We start from the raw sequence: 19,461 nt of genomic DNA, 5'->3' as shown, positions 1-19,461 counted from the left end.
CGGGGGAGATGATTCATGAGTGCCACGGAAGTCGATGTCATCGTTGTCGGCGCGGGGCTTGCCGGGCTTGTTGCAACATACGAGCTGATAAGAGCCGAACGGCGTGTCCTGATCGTCGATCAGGAAAATCGGAAAAATCTCGGCGGACAGGCATTCTGGTCGCTCGGCGGCTTGTTTCTCGTCGACAGCCCGCAGCAAAGGCGCCTGCGCATCAAGGATTCCTACGAACTCGCATTCCAGGATTGGATGGGTTCGGCGCAATTCGATCGGGATGATCAGGATCGCTGGCCGCGCCGTTGGGCGGAGGCGTATGTCAAATTCGCGACCTATGAAAAGCGTCAATATCTCAAGGATCTGGGATTAAAGATCGTTCCGACCGTCGGTTGGGCGGAGCGCGGCGATGGCAATGCGCTCGGACATGGCAACTCGGTGCCGCGATTTCACCTGACATGGGGAACAGGCCCCGAACTCGTCCGCATCTTCCTCGAGCGCGTGCTCGATGGCGAGCGGCGCGGGCTGGTGCGTTTCGCCTTTCGCCATCAGGTGGATGAGTTGATTGTCGAAAACAGCGCGGTCGCCGGTGTGCGCGGCACGCAGCTTGAGCCATGCGACAGCCTTGAGCGCGGCCGCAAATCGCCTCGTGTGGGGATCGGCACTTTCGAGCATCGCGCCAGGGCAGTCTTACTTAGTACCGGCGGTATCGGCCATAATCTCGAATTGATCCGTCGCAACTGGCCAACGGATCGGCTTGGTAAGGTGCCGGATCACATGATCCCGGGTGTGCCCGCCCATGTCGACGGCCGAATGCTGCAGATTGCCGAAAACGCTGGCGCCAACGTCGTCAATCGCGACCGCATGTGGCACTATGTCGAAGGAATTCACAACTGGAGCCCAATCTGGCCCGATCATGCGATCCGGATCATTCCCGGACCGTCCTCGATCTGGCTCGACGCCAAGGGTGACCGCATGGAGGCTCCCAACTTTCCGGGGTTCAACACGCTCGGAACGCTCCGGCGCATCCTTTCCACCGGCCACGACTATTCCTGGTTCATCCTCAACGAAACGATCCTCGGCAAGGAGTTCGTGCTATCGGGCTCCGAGCAAAACCCTGATATCACCGGCAAGGACATAATGCTGATGCTCCGGAGCCGGTTTTCCAAGGCCGCTCCGGCGCCGATCGAGGCATTCCGGCGCAATGGCGTCGACTTTGTGGTGCGGGACAATCTGCAGGACCTGGTCGCCGGCATGAATGAGCTTTCGCGCGGCCCAAAACTGGATTTCACCCATATCGAACGCCAGTTGCAGGCGCGCGACCACGCGACCGACAACGCATACAGCAAAGACGCGCAAGTGATGGCGATATCCAATGCGAGGCGTTATTTCAGCGATCGATTGCGCATCGCCAAACCACACCGATTGCTGGACCCCAGACATGGTCCGCTCATTGCCGTGCGTCTCAACATCCTCACGCGCAAGACACTCGGCGGAATTGAGACAAACCTTGATTCGCAGGTCATGCGCCCGGACGGCCATCCGTTTCCGGGCCTCTATGCGGCCGGCGAGGTCGCGGGCTTCGGCGGTGGCGGGGTGCATGGCTACAACGCACTTGAAGGAACGTTCCTGGGCGGCTGCATCTTCTCCGGCCGCGCGGCCGGGAGAGCACTTTCTATACCGCCGCGACCTGAGAGCCCTTGAGAAAGATATCGGCGCAGATCCGTGCACGCTGGGCAATGTCCTCGATGCCTGGCGGCTTTTGCTGGCGCAAAATGGCGGCGCGCTGAGGCTCCATGATCATCATTCCGCGCAGCATGCCCGACGCCATATGAATATCCTCGAACTTGAGCAGCCCACGCTCGGACTGCCTCGTCAGCCATTTTTCGATGACAACATTGGAGCCAACAATTGCCCTTTCGTAAAAGCTTGTCGCGATCTCCGGGACGCGGTCGGATTCTGCAATGACGAGCCGCATGATATCGACGGTATCGGGCGACATCGTCAGCATGCCATAGGCTATCAGCAGGCGCTCCAACCCGGACCGCAAATCCATCGTTGCGAGTGTCGATTGATCGACTGCCAGGAGAAAGCGACCAATGCGATCGGAGATGATGCTGGAAAACAAATCCGTCTTGGTCGGAAACAACCTGTAGAGCGTCTTCGTCGAAACGCCGGCTGCCTGCGCGATCGCACTGATGCTTGCGGCCGCATAGCCATTGTCACGAAACTGCGTATCCGCCGCCTCGATGATCAAGCCTTTCGTATCCTCATCACAGCGAACCTGAGGCCGCCCTCTCGACCGCTTCTCCGTTGATTTCGCTTCAGCCATCCTGATATTCCAACATTCTGTTGTTCTTCATAACGCGATGCATAATTTGGAAAATATATAATTTCCAAAAAAATATCAAGTCCCTTGGTTTTCCGCCACCAGGCCTTTCGCAGCTACAGGGAACCGGACAGGGCCGGCAGCGGTTCTCCTTTTTTGCAAAAGGAGAACGCCATGATCCGCAAGCTCAAATCAGGCGAGTATCGCCTCTACTCCCGCAAGGTCGACCCGAAGACCCACAAACGCAGAAACCTTGGCACGTTCAAAACCCGTGAGGCGGCGGAAAAACATGAGCGCGAGGTGCAATACTTCAAGCATCATTAGCTCGGCTCGATTTCAGTGGGGAGTGCGGCTCCGACGCTCAGCACGATTTCTTGCGTTTCAGCAACGACTTCAACATCTCAGCGCCGGCGTCGTCGATTGGCGTATAAACGATCATGCGATCGTCGTTGCTCGGACTTGACCACCAATTGTTCGACAGGAGCGGCAGGATGGTGCCGTCCGCGAGGCGGAAGCGCTTCACCTTGTTTTCTATGCCCTTCAGCTGATACCGATCCCACACGATACGAAACTGATCGGAGGCGTTCATATAGCGCTCCAGCTGCCGCTCCCAGCTCGGATCGTCGCGATGTTCTGCCATCGACGCCCGAAAAAGGGCGGCCATATGCGCAAGCATTTCGTCCGGATCCGCCTGGCTCGCCCTCCATGCCGGGTTCACCAGCGACAGATAGATGCAATTGCGGTCCTCAAGCGGGAGCGCATTCAGATCGACACCAACCAGCTTGCGATAGGCGTCGTTGTAGCCGCGAATATTGTAACGTTTTGTCTGGATCAGTGCGGGGTAAGGCGATAGATGATCCAGGATGCGTTGGCTTGCGTCGGTTAGCGGCTCGCAGACGCGCGTTCCTTCAAGCCGCGGCGGAATAGGCAGATTGGCAAGCCTGAACAGGTGCTCGGTCTCGAATTCATTGAATTCGAGAGCCTGCGACACCGCTAGCAGCACGCGCGGTGAGACGCGGATCGGCCGGCCTTGCTCAAGCTTGGTGTACCAGGTGATGCCGATATCGGCGCGCGCCGCGACTTCCTCGCGTCGCAAACCCGGTGTACGGATCCGGCCGATGCGGCCAAGACCCATGCGCTTGGGATCGAGCGCCTCTCGCCGGCGGCGTAGCATTTCGCCCAGCTCCTCGGCGCGGGAGGGCAGATGAGCGGCGGCTATATCGAGCGTACCATGCATTTCCAATCTCCAGCCTGTCACTATTTATACCAGTCTAAATAGGTGACTTGTACCGGTTTAACATAGGTATAGAAGGCTGTGGACTCTATTTCGGAAACGCTTTGAGGTCTCCATGTCATCCGCACCCATCCGGCTCGGTCAAGTCGGCCTGATGATCCTGCTTGCAGGGCAATTGCTGCTGCAACTCGATTTCTCCATCATCAACGTCGGTCTCGCCGCCATCTCCGCCTCCCTTCAGGCCGGAGAGACCGAACTTGAACTCTTCGTCGCCGCCTACGGTGTCGCCTTTGCCGTTTGCCTGGCAATGGGCGCCCGCCTTGGCGACAATTTCGGCCGCCGGCGCATGTTCGGCGTGGCCGTCGTCATGTTCTGCCTTGCTTCGCTGCTCTGCGGCGTGGCCACATCCGTTGCCTTCCTGATCGTTGCCCGGGCGCTGCAAGGGCTTGCCGCAGCACTGATGGTGCCGCAGGTCCTTGCGACGATTCACGTCACGCTGACCGGCCGCGACCACGCCCGCGCCGTCGCCCTTTACGGCGCAATCGGTGGCATCGCCTTCATCGTCGGGCAGGTGCTCGGCGGATTCCTGATCTCGGCCAACATTGCCGGTTCGGGCTGGCGCAGCATCTTCCTGATCAACCTGCCGATCTGCATCCTGATTCTCGTCAGCATGTGGCGTTACGTTCCGGAAACACGTGGCCAGGGCCGCGTTCCGGTGGACTGGTCCGGCATGATTACGCTTGCGTTGCTGACACTCTCCGTCCTTCTTTCCACAGCGCTCGGCCCATCGCTTCACTGGAACTGGCTCTGCCTGCTCGGTTTTGTGCCCGTCCTGCCGCTGGCAGCACTCCTTTGGCGCATCCAACGCGCCAAGGAAGCACGCGGCGCCTTCCCGATCCTGCCGCCGTCGCTGACCCGTATCTCCAGCATGCGGTTCGGCGGGCTGATCGCGATCATCTTTTTCACTTCCTGGAGCGGCTTCATGTTCGTCTTCGCGCTGACGCTACAGGCCGGCGCAGGGCTGACGCCGCTGCAATCCGGCAACTCCCTGATCGCGCTTGGCGGCTCCTATTTCATCTCCGCCGTCTTCGTTACCCGCAGGCTTGCCGGCATGCGCCGCGAGGCCATGCTCGTGACGGGCTGCGTCATCCAGATGGTGGGACTTCTCCTGCTGATTGCCACGCTGGACGTGGTCTGGCCGCATCCGGGCGTGATCAACCTCATCCCGGCCTCGGTGCTGATCGGTTTCGGCCAGGCGTTGATCGTCAATTGCTTCTACCGCCTCGGACTTGCGGATGTGCCGCATGAGCATGCCGGCGCCGGCAGCGCCATGCTTGCCACCATGCAGCAGGTTTCACTCGGTCTCGGCCCGGCGATCCTTGGCGCGGTCTTCGCACAGGTGCTGCAATATTCCGGCCACTACCAGGCAGCCGGGATGACTGCCATTGCCGTCGAATTCGGTCTGATGGTCATCCTGCTTGCCAGTGCGCTTCACCGTCTGGCCCGGGAGCGTGCACCCGCCGGCGAAGAGGTCGAAATCGACGAAGCGCTGATCGTCGCGCCGGAATAAGCCCACGCCGGCTTGCAAAATGCGTTGGCAAAGGCGACAAATCGCTCAGAAAGCGGGCGGCGTTCTCATGCGCCTCCCTTTCACGTCCTGAGCTACGGTGTCCGCCCATGACCATACGCGACGACATAACAATCCGAACTGCAGTGCCGAGCGATGCGCCTGAGATCAGCAACATGCTCCAGCAGCTCGTTGCGGCCGGGAAACGCACATTGCCGGCCGATCAAGCCTATGTCTTGAGCACCTATGTCGAGAACCCCGCGAGGATCCGTTGCTCCCTGGCCGAGGATGCCGGTGGCACAATTCTCGGTATTCAATCGTTGACCCGCGCGATGGACGGCAACCGTTTTAACACGCCTATCGGCTGGGGTATCATCGGAACGCACGTGTCGCCCACCTCCGGTCGCCGAGGCGTGGGCTCGCGCCTGTTCGAGGTGACGAAGCAGGCGGCGCGCGATGCCGGCCTTCAAAAGATCGAGGCATTCATCGGAGCCGCAAATGCCGAAGGCCAAGCCTACTACGAGAAGATGGGATTTCGGACCTATCGCCTGGCGGACGGCGCGGTGTGCAAAGCCTACGACGTGGAGCAATGACCGCGTCGTTTACGTGATCAGTACCATGGACAACCAGTGATCCGAGCGTCGGCAATCCCAAAGATTGGCGCCCCCGGGCCAATGATCCCGATCATCCCGGTCATCGTCATCTGACCAAGGCGGCCTGCCCTCTCGTTCAGCGGCGGCTTGTCACGCGATTGCGTTTCGAGCAGACACTCTCTTTAATGGATCCATTGAACGAGACCGCCCTCAGGAAGCGCACATGGAACCGACGCATTTATTCGAGCTGGTGGTCGTGATGTTTGTTGCGATCATCGCACTTCATTATGCAGCGCATCGCTGCGGCATGCCCCCGTCGGTGGCGCTGCTTGCCGGTGGGGGTCTGCTCGCCTTCCTACCCGGCCTGCCCACCATACAAATCGACCCCGCCCTTGTGCTCGTCATCTTCCTGCCACCGTTGCTTATGGATGGCGCCTGGTCGATGGCGCTCGGTCGAGTGCGGCGTCATATGATCGGCATAGCGTCGCTTGCCATAGGCGCGGTTTTCTTCACCTGCGCAGTCGTTGCCGTGGCGACCCATTTGTTATTCCCATCCCTGCCTTGGGCTGCATGCGCCGCACTCGGCGCAATCGTTTCTCCGCCCGACGCCGTCTCTGCGCGTGCAGTGCTGGAGCAGGTCAGACTACCCCGACGCCTGCAAATCCTGCTTGAGGGCGAAAGCCTGCTCAACGATGCAAGCGGCCTGGTGCTATTCCGCTTTGCCATTGCCGCGGGCGTAACGGGGACCTTCAGCGCAACGGACGCCGTCGGAAGCTTCCTTCTGCTGGCAATCGGCGGCGCCATCGTTGGCGCTGTCGTCGGCACAACATGGGTGTTGTTCGTTCGCCGGCTGGAGGACGAATATCTGATTATCTCCGCGACGGTTCTCCTCGCATGGATCTCCTATCTGCTGGGGGAAGGATTGCATGTCTCGAGCGTGATCGCCACGGTGACCACCGGCCTCATCATGAGCTGGCACCAGCATACGGTACTCTCAGCTTCCACCCGCATGCGCGGGACATCGTTTTGGACCGTCATCGTTTTCATGATGGAAGCCACCGTCTTCATATTGATTGGCCTGTCGCTGCGCGGCGTCGTTGAACGCGGCGGCGGATTCGACGTTGTTGTCGCGACAATGGGCCTGCCGTTACTCGTGATCCTCATCGCCTTGACGCTGGCACGTTTTGCTTGGGCCTACGGATCGGACCTTGTCATCAAGCTTTGCAATCTTCTCGGCCTGAAGAGATACACCCCGCTGGGCTTTCGCGACGCAACCGTGCTCGCTTGGGCGGGCGTTCGCGGCGTGGTAACGCTTGCCTTGGCGCTCAGCGTGCCCGAAAACTTCCCCGGCCGCGACCTCATCCTGATTACGTCATTCGGCGTCATTCTCGGCACCGTGCTGATACAGGGAACCACGCTTGGCCAGGTGATCCGGCGATTGGGATTGACGGAGCCGAGTTCAGATAAGCCGCGCATGACCATGAGCCAAGCCGAAGCTGCGATGGCCCAGGCGCAATGGATCACCATACAGAAGCTGGCTTACGATGCCGACGGCAACCTGATCCATCCGCAATTGCTGAACCGTTATCAGGTCAGAGCCGAAAAGATCGTCGATTACGCCGAACGCACCGAGCACTATATACCGTTGCTCCACGCCCATTTCGATGTCGTCCTGCAGGCCGTTGCAACCGGCCGCCGCGAGCTTATCCGCCTTCACCGCGCCGGCGACATTGATGACGAAACGCTGCATGAGCTAGAGCGGGATCTCGACCTGGAAGAGTTGAGCGCGATTTCGGCGAAGTCCTGATAATTTTTAGCCGCAGATCTGTTCCCCGCAAGACGGCGATGAGGATGATCAAATCACCGTCCGAATCCTGCATAAGCAGGCAACAACCGGCGATTGGCGTCTTTCGCCCTTTGAGCGAACAACAGCAGTGCGGTTATTCTACCAAAGGAAAAGCGGCACATCGGTGCCGAAGCTTCGCAACCTTCCTCTTGTCTTGCTTAAACTTAGCCCATATTGACTAGCGTGCCGGCTGCCTAACAAACGAGTTATCCATGGCTTTCGCCCTTCGCCTGCGTCTGCTTGCTGCCATCAGCTTTGGTCTTTTTCCAGCGATCTGCCAGGCGCAATCCTTTGATTGCAGCAAGGCCCAGACAGCGATCGAAAAAGCCATCTGCGCCTCTCCCGTCCTGACTGCGCAGGATAGCGCCCTGGCAAATACCTACAAGCAAACGGCAGCGAGCCTGGGTGGCGATCCTGCAAAACTGAATGATCTGAGGACGCAACAGCGCCGCTGGTTGGCAGACCGGAACAAATCCTGCGTCGATACGGATCCCGTGCGACTGTCGACATGCCTTACGACAAGCTACCAGGCGCGTCTGGCCGCGCTGAAGGGCGCAAGCACGCCCGCAAGCCAGACGCCGTCCAGCTCCGGGCAGAGTGCCGAACCTGCCGCCTCGGCCGTTCCGCAAAAACAGCCGGCCACTGAGCAAGAGACCTATACGCAACCCGTCAAAACGGTCGCTTCCAAGCCGGCGGCCATCCAGGCTCCGTTGCCACCAGTCACCCAACCTCATTTGGCACTGGATCATTTGCCTGCCGATCGTGATGGCAGCACTTTGCTGACCGTCGACAAACCCGGCCACATCACCATTCGTACGCAAAGCACTTCTGGCGTGGCGCTGCAGCTTGTCGACATGATCACCGGGCCAGGAGATCGCATGGGGGCTGCGGGCGTCAGTGACGGTCGTATCGATGCGCTGCTTGACAAGGGTATCTACAAAATTCGCGTGTTTGGAGCGAAGGGCGCCACCGGCGACACCAAGCTGACCGCGCAGGCCTATCAGGAGCTTGATCAGCCGGAGGCCACACTCGCCTCGCTTGCGTCGGTTGATGCCGAACTCGGCGATCTCCAGCAGAGATCCTACTGGATCGACATCCCCGACACAGGACGCGTCGATATCGAGGCCGTCGGTCGGTCGCTTCAAGATCTGCGCCTGTGGCGAAATGGGACGGACATTGCCGCGCTCGCGCCGAGAATATCGATCTTCGAGCTGAAGCCGGGCCTTCCTATGACCCGGGCAACGCTGATGGGAAGCGTCGAACCAGGCCGTTATCTGGTGACGGCCTATGGCGGGCAGAAGCTGGTCTGGACCAATTCCGATTCGGCAGAGCCATTCCATATTCGCGCCGGCACGCAGATGTCCTTGGCTGGGGGTATTGTCGAAGGAGTTATCGGGGCGTTCGGTTCCATGCGCTTTGAAGCTCCCGCAGATCTCGACACATTCCGTCTTGCATTGCCGCAATCGGCGCCCGCGACACTTCGGGCCGCTCGACTATCCAGTTCGACGATGTCTTTCCAAACTGCCGCGATCGGCAAATCAAATCGCGAACCGGTCGCCATGCTCGCGTTGGCCGCTGGTGACCAGCCGGGCATTGTCGAAGTGTCCGGTTACGAAGGCCAGCATTTCCAACTCCGCGGGCTTCGGTTCAGCAACCAGGCGCAATTTGACGGCTCGGTGCCCAATCTTATCAGTCTCGATGTAGCAGGCGAAGGCGGCGATGAAATTCCCGCCACGGCGTTGCTCCTACGCCAGGATGCCAGCGGCAACTCCACCATCGTGGCATCCGATTTGCCTCATCTCGGCCCCGGCCAGGCCTGGCGGCGGCGCTTCAACTTGCGTGGCCCCACATCATTGCTGTTTGAGATGACGCAGGCAGGCCCGATCGAGATCCGCAGTTCGGGGATTGCTCTGCATGCAAATATCAGCCCCGTGATGGCTGACAATGCTCCACGCGCTGACGGCCAAAGTCCCGGTCGCTTCGATCTGAACGCAGGTTACTACCTGCTTCAGTTGATGCCCGACAAGGAGGCGGTCGGGATCGTCGATCTCGTTTTCGGTACGCCGGGCCTTACCCCGCCAATCCAGGCCGCGGCACCGGCTCGGACGACCATTTCGTTCGGCATCCGGCCGGCAGAAAAGGCGACCAGCTACGAAATTATCACCAATGCCGCACCCGGCCTGCTGACAGGTCCGCGCGCCGTCGCCCTGCCGGCAGACCTGCAGGCTCGGCCGCTGGCACTCTGGCAGCCCGTCGACGCGTCGGCACAGCCGGAGCAATCGCAGAACCAGGGAATGTCCAATGTGCCGGCGCCGGTGCCGCAGCCGAAAGCCGCCCCTGCCGATGATGCGAATGCCTTGTCGCGGCCGCCATCACCGGCGGATATGCGCATCGACGTTCACGTGCCAATGGGCGGCACCATCGCCGCCGTCGACATGCACAACACGCCGGTTGCTTTCGCCTCCAGCAACCAGCGCTTCGACGCCAAGGGCAAGACGGTGACCTTGCGTTTTCCAGCCCCGTCCACGGCACGCTCCATCATCGTCAGCTGGCAGCCGGATCGCACCGCCACCCAAAAGAGTGCTGCACTTGTTCCCGCATCGCCACTGCTTGCCGGCCAGCGCCAATTTCTCGACCTTGCCGAGAATGCGCAGAAGACTTACCGGCTCGATGTCGCCGAAGGCGGCCTTTATCGGGTCGAGACGCTTGGTCGCCTGCAGACGTCACTGAGCCTTGGCACGTCGTTCCTGCCACAGCTGGGAGCGGCTTCCGACAATGGCGATGGCCATAATGCGCTGCTGCAAACCTATCTGCGCGCGGGTACCTACCAGATCAACGTCTCCGCCCAGAATTCCGCCGGTCATCTCGGCCTCGCCGTCACGCCGGCCTCGCTGTTGACCGCCGCAACACTGGTGCCCGATGGGACCAGCCGTGGAATCCTCTCCGGCGGTCGTGGCGCCGTTGTGCCGCTGGAAATAGCAACCGCGGGATCATACCAGCTCGATCTCTATTCCCTTGGTGGCGATCTGACGGCTCGACTGGAGGATATGGAAGGTTGGCCACTGACCGCCCCGGGGCCGCTCTCGACGCTCACGCAGGATTTCACGCCTGGACATTATCGCCTGGTGATCCTGCCTCGCGACGTCGATACCCGTTTCGTCGCGCGTCTGAGACCGGTGGTCGAGCCGCCTCAGCTGCAAGGCCACGGACCGCATCCCCTGGCCTTCAATGAAGCCCAGTCGTTCCAGTGGCGCGAGCCGCAGAGCAAGAGCGACACGCGTATTCCCGACAGCTGGACGTTCGATCTTCAGGCCGATGCCAATGTCAGCATCGATCTGACCGAAGGCATGATTGGCACGCTAGTGCGCAACGACAATGAGCAGATCGCCCGATTTGTCGCGTCACCTCAATTCAGCGGCAAGTTGAAGGCCGGACATTATCGGATCGATCTCACCAGTCTCGCGCACGACGATCGGCTTGACTACCAGATCACCTTGAACACCAAGGATCTGCAGCCTGGGGAAGCGCGCTTCATCAACCTTCCGTCCGAGCTGACCTTCAATGTTGAAAATAGCCGCGTCGTCAGCCTCGGCACCTTCGGTCGGGACGAAATCAAAGGTGTGCTGAAGGACGAGCATGGCGCCGTTATCGAGCGCCTGGCCGGACGCAGCGATGATTGGAACATTGCACTTTCGACCCGCCTGGCAGCCGGATCCTATACGCTCTCTCTCGATCGCGCGGTAGCTTCAGGCACCGGCACCAGCTCATCGGAAGATAATTCCGATACTCAGGATGCCGACACAAGCAGCGATGACCAGGACACGGCAAGCGACGATCAAGCCAGTGCCGCCGATATCGAGATACAATTCGCTTTGCCGCAAGAGCGGGATCAACCCGCGCTCACCGATCACGGCACAGCCGAAGTCAACGGTGCGTCCGTCTTCACGTTTCCGCTGCCCGCCGGCGTCAAGGATCAGCTTGCCCTCGTTGCGGCGCAGTCGACGAGCGACCTCGTGCTCTCTGTCGAAAAGCGCGACGCTGACGGCAACTGGAAACCACAGGCCTTCGCGCGTGGACGCACACCGCTGATAGCGTGGCCTCATTCCGACAACGACGCGCAATGGCGTGCATCTGTTTGGACCCTTGATGGGGGAGCTGCGCCCATCAAGATCGGCGCACGTAACATTGCCCGCGGCATGAGGGAACCTGGCAATGTCGCTCTCGAACCCATGACGATCGATGGCCTCGGCATCTCGCTGAACGTTGCGCTCGCGCATGCGCCATCGGCCGGGCTTGTGAACCTTGGCGTCACGGCAGACCTGCTTGCCGGCGCAAGCGCCGACCGCCCGCTGACGACAGCGACTTCAGGGCTTTTCGCACCGCAATCGGATCACCTGTGGCTGGTCTCCAACACGGCAGGACACATCCAAGTCGATCCTGCCGAGCCCAACGCCAAAATTGCGCTGACGCTCGCGCCGGGCGATAGGGCAGTCGTCCCAGCGACAACGGCCACGCCGGGTAAAGTAAGGTTCTGGCGCGCGGATTCAGCTTTTGGTCAGCCTGGTCTGGCGGCCGGACGCGGCATGGGGGTCAGTCTCAATAGCGCGGCAGCGCTTGCCGATCGCCAGGATTTGCATGTCTGGAACGCGGCGAGCGACGAGGGCTTGCAGATGCGGCTGAAGCCGATCGATGCGACGGAGCTCGAGGCAGTGCAGTTGAACGGAACCTATACGGCAACTATTCCGGCGTTCAGCGCGCAGCCCGTAAAGCTGACGAATGGCATCAAGCGCCTGACGCTGGATGTGGCACCCGGCATCGCCGTCGTCTCCGCACCCTCGAGTTCGCAGCTGTTGAATGTCTGGTCGGGCGCCGCGCCGCTGTCGCGCAACCTTGCAACGTCGGCCGAAGAAATCTGGCTCGTCAACCTCACCCCTGAAACCGGCTCTGCACGCGTCAGCCTGTCACCGGGTCAGGCCGTTACGCTGGGCAACGATCAGATCAAGCGCCGTTTCTTCGGAACCGTCGGTTCGGAAGAAATCGCGGTCGATGCCGCAAAGGGAGACGTCATCAAGGTCTCCGGTGGTTCGGCTACCTTTATCGGAGCAGACGGCCGCGTTGCCCGCGGTGACGGCATGACCGTGTCTGGTCCGGGCCAACTGATCGTCGATCATGGCGCGGGGCTCGTCGCCCTTTGGCTGGAGCGCGGTGGTCAATCCCCCTGGCCCAAGCCAGAACTGAAATCACTGGCGCTGCCGCAAAGCCTGCCTCTCGAGGGTGAGGCCATGGCTTTCCATATCAACCCCGACAAGCCGATGGTGCTGGATGCAAGCACCGACGCCCCCGTCATCATTGCTCTCGAGCAAAATGGCCACAGGGACTTGCAGCTGTTTCCGACAGGAGCCGAGTTCCACCGCTACGTTGCGGCCGGCGATGCGACGCTAACGCTCTATTCCACGCATGAAGGACCGTTGTCAGGCAACCTCAATGTCTCGGCAACGCCAGTCGTTCCTGTAAACGACGGTGTTGGAGCCCCGGTCGTACTTGCCCCAGGCACCACGGCGCTCTTTGGCTTCGAGGTCAAGAATGGCGGCAATATCGGTGTCGGGCTGCGCTCTGATCCGGATCTTGCGGTCAGCCGGCTGCTGAATGCAAAGGGCGAGGTGATCGGCGAAGGTATCAATCAGCTCGAGCAACTTGCGGCGGGTAACTATCTGCTGGAAGCGCGTGCACCGGCCGATGCACCGACGCTCATCGTCAGACCATCCGTGGTGGGGTTGTCGCCGCCACCCGCGGGTCCACCACCCGAAGTTATCAGTGATTATCTGCAACGTGCCGGCTTGAAGCCCACGGGATCGAAGTGAAACCAATGAAAAAGCCAATGACGAAGATTGTATTTCTCATTGCCCTCGCCTTTGCGTCTTCATCGCTGACAATAAGCAGCTACGCGCAGCAAAATATGGCCTCTCCGACACTGGATATGCTCCAGCGCTCCGACGGCGTGAAAATCGTGCCGGAGAGGTTTTTGCGCGCCTACGATCCGGTGACGATTTTCTTCCCGACGGATACCGGCCCTGCGGCCGGCGGTCCGGAAGATTCACCCGAACGTTTCGCGACCGTGGAGCCGGCAACAGCCGGTGCCTGGCAATGGCTCGGACCGCGTGCGCTGCAATTCCGACCCGCCGACAAATGGCAGCCTCTCGCCCGCGTCAAAATAAAGATGCAGGGTCAAGACAAGGATGCCGGCGGCGAGACGGAGCTTGTGCCGCTGCTGCCCGTGCCGGTTTCCACCGCCCCCGCCGCCGGCGATGACCCCGTCAACGAGCTTGACCAAATCACGCTGACCTTTGCCGAACCCGTCGATGTGGCTGCACTTGCCCGCCTTCTGTCCATCGAGCTGCGCCCGGCGCCCGGGATCGGCGACGAGGGCGGCCTGATGCTCGGAGCGCAGGATTTCGATATCCAGCCTCTGGAGCGCAACAGCCGCAGCGACCAGCAATCCTATGTGGTTAAGCTGCATACCAGCGTACCCGATGGCCGCGTTGCCATCTTGCGGTTGAAACTGGCAGATACGCCCGACTTCAGCGATCAGACGTTCGAGCTCCGCGTCCGGACCGCCGTGCCCTTCACCATGACCAGTTCCGATTGCGGACAGGGCTTCGACGCCACGACGACTGATGGCATCTTGCGTTGCACCTCCAACGCCACCGTCAGCAGCTCCAGCGCATCGACCGATGACAACGGCAATCCGGTCGAGAGCGCCGATACCGCCAACAAAGGCCGCGGACTGATCTTCCGGTTTTCGAGCAATCCAGTGACGGGCGCGCAATTTTCAGTTCGCGACGCCCTTCGCATTTCTCCGCCAGTGGACGATCTGAGTGCCGAGGCGAGCAATGGGCGCCTCTATGTCCATGGTCGCTTTCTGACCGACAAGGTCTATACGCTCGATGTTGCCGCCGGTGCGCTCACGGATGAGCGCGGCAGGCCGCTTGCCACAGGCTTCAACCGCAAATTCGCCTTCGCGCCGGAACAGGCCTCGCTTGTCTGGGATGCGTCGCAAGGTGTTGTCGAGCGCTTTGGCCCGCAGCTCGTGCCGGTGCGCGGACGCGGCTACGACAGAGCCGACGTGCGCATCCATGCGATCGATCCGCTCTCGCGTGATTTTTGGCCTTTCCCTCAAGCGGGCCTCGATACGAATGACGACGACGCGCCGCCCTTGCCGGGCAAGGAGCCGCAGAAGTGGGCCAATGGCGATGATATCTCAGGAGACGCGATCACAGCCCGCGTCAAGGCTCTCGGATCTCCCGCAATTTCGCAGTTCGTGGACCTGCCGATCCACAAAGGCGGCGTCGACATGAAATTCGGCCTCGATCTGAAGCCGCTCTTTGCAAGGATTGCAGGCACGGACCAGCCGGGCACCTACCTCGTCGGTCTGCGTGCGGTAGACAACCAGACGCGGCATTGGCTGCGCGTTCAGGTGACCGACCTGACCTTGAGTGCTGTTGAGGAGCAGAGCCGCGTGCGCTTCGCCGTCACCTCGCTTTCGAATGGCAAGCCGATCAGCGGAGCGCAGGTTCGACTCGACGGGCTGCAGAATGGCAAATACGTGACCCTTGCGACCGGCACGACGGACGCCCAGGGCTTTTATTCCTGGGAATTGCAACAGCGCGCGGAGGCAAGGATCCGGCGCGTTATCGTGACGAAAGGGCTCGATACTCTCGTTGTCGACCCGGACAACGCGCCAGCCCAATATTCCCAGGATAATTGGACCAAGCCGTCGACCCCATGGTTGAATTGGACCACCAATCCGCAGGAAGATCGCACCGAACAGGCACGCACACTTTGCCATGTGTTCACGGAGCGGCCGATCTACCGGCCGGAAGAGCCCGTTCATATCAAGGGATACGTCCGCAGCTATCTCGGCGGCCACCTGACGCTGCCGACACAAGGCGGTCAGATCGTCATTACCGGTCCCGACAAGCAGGAGTGGCGCGTCCCGGTGAAACTCGACGCCTACGGTGATTTCTATCACAAGTTCGATGCCGAAACGCCCGCGACCGGTGACTACAAAGTCCATTTCGAGCCCGGAGATACGGCAGCCGATGAGAACCAGCCGGCGCAGAAATCCGGCGATGATGAAAATACCGACGGCCAGGCAACCGACGGCAATGCCGACGATGGTCAGGCAGACGACACCCAGGCCGATTCCGCGCAGACCGCCGACAATGCTGACAGTGGCGACGACACGGCCGACAATACGACGCAATGCGGCAGCATTTCCTTCAAGAAGGAAGCCTATCGCCTCCCGACCTTCGAGGTCGTTCTCAACAATCCGCAGACGGTACCGCTCGACGCCTCGTTCAACGTCGATCTGATCGCGCGCTATTTTGCAGGCGGATTGCTGGCGGATCGTCCCATTCGTTGGCGCGCCGTGCAATATCCCTACAACTGGACGCCCCCCGGCCACGACGGCTTCCTGTTTTCGACGGACTCCCGCTATTCCGGCGGCGATGAATTCAAGTCTTCGCCGGCACTGGAGCGAGACGGCAGCACGGATGCCGGCGGCGCCTCGCGCATCAGCTTCGATACGACGATCGAGCCGACCGCGCAGCCGCGCCGCTACATGATCGAGGCGACCGTAACCGGCGACGACGATCTTCAGGTACGCAGCATCACCAATGTCTATGCCGTTCCGCCTTTCGTGCTCGGCCTGAAGGTGCCACGCTATGTCCCGAAGCCGGGTGCGATAGAACCTGAGATTTTGGCCGTCGACGGCAATGGCGAGCCGGTGGCCGGATTGGAAATGACCGCTCGGCTGATCCACCGCAACTGGACATCGACCTTGCAGGCGAGCGACTTCAGCCAGGGTTCGGCGAAATACGTCACGCAGGAGATGGACGAGACCGTTCTGGAGCGCAAGATCACCAGCACGAAGGATATCCGGACCCTGGCGCTGGAGGCCAAAGACGCGGGTGTGTACATCGTTCAGCTGGAAGCCAGCGATCGCGTCGGTCGTCGCCAGCAGGTCAGCGTCGATTTCTTCGTCGGCGGCACCACGCCGGTTACCTGGGCACAGCCGCCGGCGCGAACAGCGACCGTCACCACGGACAAGGATAGTTACATCCCCGGCGAAACTGCCAACCTGCTGATCCAGTCCCCGTTCCAGACAGCGCGCGCGCTGGCCGTCGTCGAGGAGCCTGAAGGCAAGTTCCACTACGATTGGGTGGATATTGCCGACGGCTACGGCCACTATGCGCTGCCAGTGCGCAAGGAATACACGCCGCAGATTCCGGTGCATTTCCTCATCATGCGCGGCAGATTGGAGACAAGCACTCCGACGCCGAACGCGCCTTTCGATCAGGGCAAACCCGTCACGATCGCCGCAACGAAGACAGTAACGGTGAAACCGGTGAAGAACACCGTGACCGTCACCATGGATTATCCGAAGAAGGCTCGCCCCGGCGACGAGGTCGAAGTGACGCTTCATCTGGCCGATGATACCGGCCAGCCTATCTCCGGCGACGCCACCTTCTGGATGATCGACCAGGCTGTTCTGTCGCTTGCGACGGAACAACCGCTGGATCCGCTGCCGAATTTTATCGTCAGACGTCCATCCACCATGGCGCTGCGCGATACCCGCAACATGGCCTTTGGTATCATTCCCCTTGATGAAGTGCCTGGCGGCGACGAGCGCGAGGACTGGGGAACGGATAACAATATCTCCGTCCGCAAGAATTTTACGCCAGTGCCGATCTACCTTCCCGACGTAAAGATCGGTGCGGATGGCACTGCCAAGATAAAGGTGAAACTTCCAGACTCCTTGACCGTGTTCAAACTGCGCGCCAAGGCCGTTAGCGGACCCGACAGGTTCGGTTACGGCACGGGTGAGATGCTGATCCGGCAGGAAATCGTCGCACAACCCTCGCTGCCCCGTTTTCTGCGGTATGGCGACCAGTTCGAGGCAGGCGTCATTGCCCGCATTGTCGAAGGCGCCGGCGGCGCCGGTGCGGCATCGATCGTTTCCGACGGGTTGACGCTGGCGGGCAGCAAGGATTTTTCCTTCAATTGGGAACAGAACAAGCCGGCTCATATCGGTGTTCTGGCGACCGTACCGGAGCCGAAACCCGGTAAGGACGACGTGCGACTCCGGTTTGGAGTGGAGCGCGTGGCCGACCATGCGCGCGACGCCGTCGAAATCACGCTGCCGCTGAAATCCGACCGCGTTCCGATCAAACATTACGAGATCGTCGAGATTCCGGCCGGCGGCTCGAAAACGCTGGCGGCTCCGCAAGACAATATTCGCGCCGGATCGTTTCAGCGTGCGATTACACTAGCCTCCGATCCGGCATTGGTGAAGCTCGTCGCCGGGCTCAACACCCTGGTAGAAGCTCCCTACGGTTCCACGGAGCAACGGATATCGCTTGCGTCCTCCGGCGTAGCCTTCAAAAGCTTTGCGCCGATCCTGGCCGCTGCAAATCTCGACAAGCGCGTCGACGGCGATGTGCACAACACGGTGCTGGCCATCAGCCAGGCCATCGATGCCGATGGGCTCGTCGGCTTCTGGCCACACAGCAAAGGCAATGTGTCGCTGACGGCCTGGGCCTATTCGTTTCTGATTGCGGCTGAGAAGGCAGGCGAACCGGTCGACAAAGCATTGACCGATCGCCTGGCGAGCGTCTTGAAACTGTCGCTGCGTTCGGATTATCCGCACCTCCTCACCGGAGACGAAATTCGCGAACGAGTCGAGGCGTTGACGGCTCTGGCCGAAGGCGGCAAGCTTGATCCGGCGTATACGGCGGAATTGGCCCGCTCCGCAGCATTGATGCCGAATGTCAGCGTTGCTCGCATGACGGCCGCCGCCGCTGCCGCACCGGATGCCGATCCGCGCCTCGTCGGCGGTTTGGCCGATGCGATGTGGTCGCGCGTGCGCATTCTCTCGCGCGATGGTCAGCTGGTCTATAACGGTCAGGCACAGGATGGCGGCAATCCCATCATCCTGCCGTCGGAGACCCGCAGCCTTGCGGAAATGGTGCGTGCCGCAGCCCTGACTTCGGAAACCGACCCGCGCTATCCCGCCCTGAAAACAGCCCTGCTGCAACTGGGTGAAGGCGATGGTTGGGGCTCGACCAACGCCACCTCAGCGGCGATCCGCGCCCTGGCCGCCGCCTGGCAAAGGCCAACGACGCCATTGCCATTGACGCTTGCTCAGAATGGCAACACGCAGACGCTAACGCTGGACGCCAATACACCCGTGCTGCGTCAGGTCACTCTGGACTCAGGCAACATCACCATCAGCAATGCCGGATCGACATCCGCGCTTGCGCTTGTGGAGACGAACTATCTATCGGCCGATCCCGGCTACAAGGCGCAGGCGCAAAGCCAGGGCTTCGCGCTGACTCGCACGCTCTATCGGGTTCATGCCGGTGATGCGCCACTGGAAAAGCTCGCTCCCGATGGGACCGGCGCTATCCAGCTCAAGGTTGGCGACATTCTCGAAGAGAGAGTGGAACTGGTCGTTTCGGAAGATCGGACCCACGTGGCTCTCACGCTGCCGCTTGCCGCAGGGCTCGATCCACTGAATCCCAACATAGCCACCGCACCGGCAGAAGCCACGCCCTCCATGACGTCGACCCTGCCGAGCGACTGGGTCTCTTATGGTGACGATCAGGTCTTCGCCGCGTCGGACAGGCTTGCAAAAGGCAACTACACCTTCGCCTATCGAAGCCGCGCCCTGATCCCCGGCTCGTATACGCAGCCCCAGGCTTCGGCGGAGACCATGTATCAGAAGGGTGTGCAGGGAATGAGCGCTGCCGTGCAGATCGTGGTGGCGAAATAAGCCCACCGCGATCTGAACGCAGATCGGACGAGGAGCCAGCCGGCAGGCAAATGAAATTTTGGGGAAGC

At 60.8% G+C, this 19,461-nt stretch carries 9 protein-coding genes; 7 read left to right on the top strand and 2 right to left on the bottom strand.

Features of this window, described 5'->3' with window-relative positions; all coding sequences use genetic code 11:
- Positions 1-15: 15 nt before the first annotated feature.
- Complete coding sequence (locus tag HGP17_RS31420; RefSeq protein WP_168815548.1) at positions 16-1,695, top strand: FAD-binding dehydrogenase; 1,680 nt, start codon at positions 16-18, stop codon at positions 1,693-1,695.
- On the opposite strand, the gene HGP17_RS31415 is transcribed toward HGP17_RS31420, so the two are convergent.
- Positions 1,667-2,323, bottom strand: a complete 657-nt coding sequence (locus HGP17_RS31415) for a TetR/AcrR family transcriptional regulator C-terminal domain-containing protein (protein WP_168815546.1) — start codon at positions 2,321-2,323, stop codon at positions 1,667-1,669. The genes HGP17_RS31420 and HGP17_RS31415 overlap by 29 nt on opposite strands.
- A 171-nt stretch (positions 2,324-2,494) precedes the next feature.
- Between HGP17_RS31415 and HGP17_RS31410 the strand changes: the two genes are divergently transcribed.
- Positions 2,495-2,644 (top strand): hypothetical protein, encoded by a 150-nt coding sequence (locus tag HGP17_RS31410; protein WP_168815544.1) that lies wholly within the window; start codon positions 2,495-2,497, stop codon positions 2,642-2,644.
- Positions 2,645-2,681: 37 nt separating this feature from the next.
- On the opposite strand, the gene HGP17_RS31405 is transcribed toward HGP17_RS31410, so the two are convergent.
- On the bottom strand, positions 2,682-3,557 hold the full coding sequence (locus HGP17_RS31405) for a helix-turn-helix transcriptional regulator (protein WP_168815541.1): 876 nt from the start codon (positions 3,555-3,557) through the stop codon (positions 2,682-2,684).
- Positions 3,558-3,669: 112 nt separating this feature from the next.
- Here HGP17_RS31405 and HGP17_RS31400 point away from each other — a divergent pair, with 112 nt between their 5' ends.
- The 5 genes from HGP17_RS31400 (at position 3,670) to HGP17_RS31380 (ending at position 19,393) form a co-directional block, all read left to right on the top strand.
- Positions 3,670-5,124 carry an MFS transporter gene (locus HGP17_RS31400; RefSeq protein ID WP_168815539.1) on the top strand — a complete coding sequence of 485 codons (1,455 nt, stop codon included), beginning with the start codon at positions 3,670-3,672 and terminating at the stop codon, positions 5,122-5,124.
- Positions 5,125-5,231: 107 nt separating this feature from the next.
- A complete protein-coding gene (locus tag HGP17_RS31395; protein ID WP_168815537.1) occupies positions 5,232-5,714 on the top strand; it encodes a GNAT family N-acetyltransferase in 483 nt (160 codons plus the stop codon).
- A gap of 223 nt (positions 5,715-5,937) precedes the next feature.
- The gene (locus HGP17_RS31390; protein ID WP_168815535.1) at positions 5,938-7,521 is read left to right on the top strand and encodes a Na+/H+ antiporter; all 1,584 of its coding nucleotides are present in this window, start codon (positions 5,938-5,940) and stop codon (positions 7,519-7,521) included.
- Positions 7,522-7,772: 251 nt separating this feature from the next.
- Positions 7,773-13,421 carry a lysozyme inhibitor LprI family protein gene (locus HGP17_RS31385; RefSeq protein ID WP_168815533.1) on the top strand — a complete coding sequence of 1,883 codons (5,649 nt, stop codon included), beginning with the start codon at positions 7,773-7,775 and terminating at the stop codon, positions 13,419-13,421.
- A gap of 17 nt (positions 13,422-13,438) precedes the next feature.
- Entirely contained in the window at positions 13,439-19,393 is a 5,955-nt protein-coding gene (locus tag HGP17_RS31380; protein WP_168815531.1) for an MG2 domain-containing protein, read from the top strand.
- The last annotated feature ends 68 nt before the right edge of the window (positions 19,394-19,461 follow it).

Source organism: Rhizobium sp. P38BS-XIX (assembly GCF_012641435.1).
Taxonomy (GTDB): Bacteria; Pseudomonadota; Alphaproteobacteria; order Rhizobiales; family Rhizobiaceae; genus Rhizobium.
The sequence above is the reverse complement of the archived record's forward strand: the minus strand, read 5'-3'. Positions and strand labels throughout refer to the sequence as shown.

Coding starts and splice junctions, on each gene's coding strand:
- HGP17_RS31420 (WP_168815548.1), top strand. CDS start 16: ATGAGTGCCACGGAAGTCGATGTCATCGTTGTCGGCGCGGGGCTTGCC.
- HGP17_RS31415 (WP_168815546.1), bottom strand. CDS start 2,323: ATGGCTGAAGCGAAATCAACGGAGAAGCGGTCGAGAGGGCGGCCTCAG.
- HGP17_RS31410 (WP_168815544.1), top strand. CDS start 2,495: ATGATCCGCAAGCTCAAATCAGGCGAGTATCGCCTCTACTCCCGCAAG.
- HGP17_RS31405 (WP_168815541.1), bottom strand. CDS start 3,557: ATGCATGGTACGCTCGATATAGCCGCCGCTCATCTGCCCTCCCGCGCC.
- HGP17_RS31400 (WP_168815539.1), top strand. CDS start 3,670: ATGTCATCCGCACCCATCCGGCTCGGTCAAGTCGGCCTGATGATCCTG.
- HGP17_RS31395 (WP_168815537.1), top strand. CDS start 5,232: ATGACCATACGCGACGACATAACAATCCGAACTGCAGTGCCGAGCGAT.
- HGP17_RS31390 (WP_168815535.1), top strand. CDS start 5,938: ATGGAACCGACGCATTTATTCGAGCTGGTGGTCGTGATGTTTGTTGCG.
- HGP17_RS31385 (WP_168815533.1), top strand. CDS start 7,773: ATGGCTTTCGCCCTTCGCCTGCGTCTGCTTGCTGCCATCAGCTTTGGT.
- HGP17_RS31380 (WP_168815531.1), top strand. CDS start 13,439: ATGACGAAGATTGTATTTCTCATTGCCCTCGCCTTTGCGTCTTCATCG.